The sequence below is a fragment of the Mucilaginibacter sp. P4_G9 genome, assembly GCF_056400985.1.
Genome location: NZ_JBFUKF010000506.1, coordinates 1 through 3,130 on the forward strand (window position 1 = coordinate 1; position 3,130 = coordinate 3,130).

Below are 3,130 nucleotides of genomic sequence, written 5' to 3' on the forward strand. Positions count from 1 at the left end.
CGTATAAAGAAATATTCCTAAATGAGATTTATAAATTCGCATCAATAAAAAAAGACATCACCATAATTGATTGCGGCGCTAATATTGGCCTGGCAACTATATATTTTAAAATCCATTTTCCCCAAGCTAAAATTGTTGCTTTTGAACCTGATCCCAATATATTCAAAGCTTTAAAACAAAATGCTTCGGCATTTGACGATGACAATATTTTTTGCCGGAATGAGGCCGTCACCAATCAGGATGCTACGTTAAACTTTTGGTTAGAGGGAGGTCATTCAGGTATGATCACTGACAATACTGATGGTAAAAAAACTGTACCTGTAAAAGCAATCCGTTTAAAATCTTTCTTAAGCGGTTTTGAAAATATAACTTTTTTAAAAATCGACATTGAAGGTGAAGAAATAAATGTAATACCGGATATTGCAGAAGAGCTAAAAAAAGTGGACTACCTTTTCCTTGAGTATCACTCTTTTATAGATAAACTACAAGGCCTTAATAAACTGTTAAGCTTTATAACGGCAGCTGGTATGCGATATTATATTAAAGAAAGCGCAGACAAAGTTTACCCGTTTATAAATAAGGAAATATTTTTAGGTATGGATATGTTGATTAATATTTTCTGCTATCGGGACGAAACTATTGAGAACAAAAATTAAAGAATGCATAGCAATCTGGTTTCTGTAATTATTCCAATATATAAACAACAGCTGGATGCTAATGAGCTTATTTCTTTAAAACAATGCCTCAAAGTTTTAAAAAAATATCCTATCATATTTATAGGCCCGGGTAACTTGGATACAACCGCCTATCAAAATATATGTGATGACGCTTCATTTAAATTAATAACCTTCCCCGATTTTTATTTCAGCAATATAGCAGGGTATAATCAATTAATGCTATCTCCGGTTCTGTACAAAACTTTTCTCAACTATAAGTTTATTCTCATTTACCAATTGGATGCCTATGTGTTTAAAGATGAGCTAATCTACTGGTGCAATCAAAATTATGATTTTATCGGAGCGCCAAATATTCCGCATGAAAATTGCTCAAATACGATGCAATTTTTAAAAGGGTATTCTAAATTTCTGGCAACTGTTAATAAATTATTAAAAACAGGGCATAAAATAAGCAATGTGGGCAACGGGGGCTTTTCGTTAAGAAAAACCCGGACATGCTACTGGCTGCTTAAATTATTAAAAGCAAAAGTTAAAGTATGGGAGCCCTATAATGAAGATGGCTTTTTTAAATACTGGGGGAATTTGCTTTACCCCATTTTTAAATTACCAACTGATGAAAAGGCTTTGAGGTTTTCTATTGAGGATTCTCCCGGCGTATCCTTAGAAAAGCTCAATGGCGAACTACCTTTTGGCTGCCATGCTTTTGAAAAGTATGAATGGGAAACCTGGAAACAATTCATAAAATAAAATAACATGAGAGAAACTCATTCAGAAAGATTATCCGATATTGAAATAAATCTTAATCATTCTTTATATCTGCATTATAAATCTTATCATACCGATCTTTTTAATGCATTTAACTTATTTGCCAAAGGAAAACTAATTGATATAGGTTGCGGCAATAAACCCTATGAACAGATCCTAAGCCCTCATATTTCAGAATACGTAGGATGCGACATAATTCAGTCAAACAACAATCGCGTGGATGTTTTATGCCCTGCAAACAATATTCCAATTGACGGTAATTCTTTTGATACTGTTATTTCTACCCAAACTATTGAGCATGTTGAAGATCACCAGGGTTTGGTAAATGAAGCTTTCAGGCTTTTAAAAAAAGATGGATACTTTATAATAAGCGGACCAATGTATTGGCCGTTACACGAAGAACCATACGATTTTTTTAGGTTTACAAAACACGGTTTTAAATACATATTGGAAAAAGCTGGATTTAAGGTTATTTCTATAGATTCAAACGGAGGAAAATGGTCAGTAGCGGGTCAGGCACTTATACATGCACTTTACCCAACTATCTTTAATATTAAAGGCTTTAAAGGTAGTGTCATCCGGACTATTGCCAGGGCTTTTGGGGGCATTAAAACACTTAACAGATTTTTTTATTATGTAGATAAAAAGGTGCCCGATCATACAAATACTATGAATTATGTAATTGTAGCCCAAAAGCAATAATGGAAATTAATTTACCTGATTATAAAAATCACCTCCTAAATAAGGGATTAAAATATCCATTAGATACAATTGAAGCTTCGGCCACCGGGTTATTAAATAAGCTGCCTGCCCCATTAACTTTAAAAACCGGCTGGCCATGGACAGAAGAAGTACACCCGGCTATATACGACAAAAACATAAATTGGCCCAGGCTATCGATAGTTACCCCTTCCTTTAACCAGGGCGCCTTCATCGAAGAGACCATCAGATCGGTACTATTACAAAACTACCCAAATCTTGAGTTTATTATAATTGATGGAGGAAGTACTGATGGATCAAAAAAAATCATCGAAAAATATGCTCCATGGATAAGCTATTGGCAAAGCGAAAAGGATAGGGGTCAAAGCCATGCAATAAATTTAGGCTTTAGCCTTGCCACCGGTGATTACCGCGCCTGGATAAACAGTGATGACTATTATATGAAGGATGTATTCCATCTGGTAACCGGCAAATTTTTATCATCCCGGGTTGATTTTATATACGGATACGGCTATAATTACCAAGTAAAAACCTCGGAATTTAAACTATCAAAGGTGCACCCGCTTTTAGATTATTTTATTCGGATCCCTGCTTTGGCACAACCATCATGCTTTTGGAGCGCTAATGTCCATCAGCCGGTTAATGAAGAGTTACAATGCTCGTTAGACTATGAACTTTGGCTGCGCCTGGTAAAAGGAAATACAAGAAAGTTGATTAAACAACCCCTATCTGTAGCTAATATACACGAAGATGCAAAAACATCAAACTCCAAGATGGATGCCGCATGGAGCAACGATCACCGGTTAATTTGCAGCAAAGATATGCACGGGCCCGTTTATGATTGGGATAGAAGGCTTTTTCTGCATAAGGTATATACCCGTATTAATAACCTCATTGATAAGCTCAATTTATATTAGGTTGCTTCCTGCTCATCTGTATTTAACAGAACCCGACCGCAGGGAGCCGGC

At 35.7% G+C, this 3,130-nt stretch carries 4 protein-coding genes; all 4 read left to right on the forward strand.

Features of this window, described 5'->3' with window-relative positions:
* Window positions 1–656, forward strand: a 656-nt coding sequence (locus AC1DPZ_RS24545) for an FkbM family methyltransferase (protein ID WP_477408413.1), incomplete at its 5' end; no start/stop codon positions are given.
* Window positions 657–659: 3 nt separating this feature from the next.
* On the forward strand, window positions 660–1,424 hold the full coding sequence (locus tag AC1DPZ_RS24550) for a DUF5672 family protein (RefSeq protein ID WP_477408415.1): 765 nt from the start codon (window positions 660–662) through the stop codon (window positions 1,422–1,424).
* 6 nt (window positions 1,425–1,430) lie between these two features.
* On the forward strand, window positions 1,431–2,144 hold the full coding sequence (locus tag AC1DPZ_RS24555) for a class I SAM-dependent methyltransferase (RefSeq protein ID WP_477408417.1): 714 nt from the start codon (window positions 1,431–1,433) through the stop codon (window positions 2,142–2,144).
* Window positions 2,144–3,079, forward strand: a complete 936-nt coding sequence (locus AC1DPZ_RS24560) for a glycosyltransferase family 2 protein (protein ID WP_477408419.1) — start codon at window positions 2,144–2,146, stop codon at window positions 3,077–3,079. The genes AC1DPZ_RS24555 and AC1DPZ_RS24560 overlap by 1 nt, the downstream gene beginning before the upstream one ends.
* Window positions 3,080–3,130: the final 51 nt, after the last annotated feature.

Excerpts from the sequence above, each read along its gene's own strand:
- AC1DPZ_RS24555 (WP_477408417.1), top strand. The coding sequence starts at position 1,431 with ATGAGAGAAACTCATTCAGAAAGATTATCCGATATTGAAATAAATCTT.
- AC1DPZ_RS24550 (WP_477408415.1), top strand. The coding sequence starts at position 660 with ATGCATAGCAATCTGGTTTCTGTAATTATTCCAATATATAAACAACAG.
- AC1DPZ_RS24560 (WP_477408419.1), top strand. The coding sequence starts at position 2,144 with ATGGAAATTAATTTACCTGATTATAAAAATCACCTCCTAAATAAGGGA.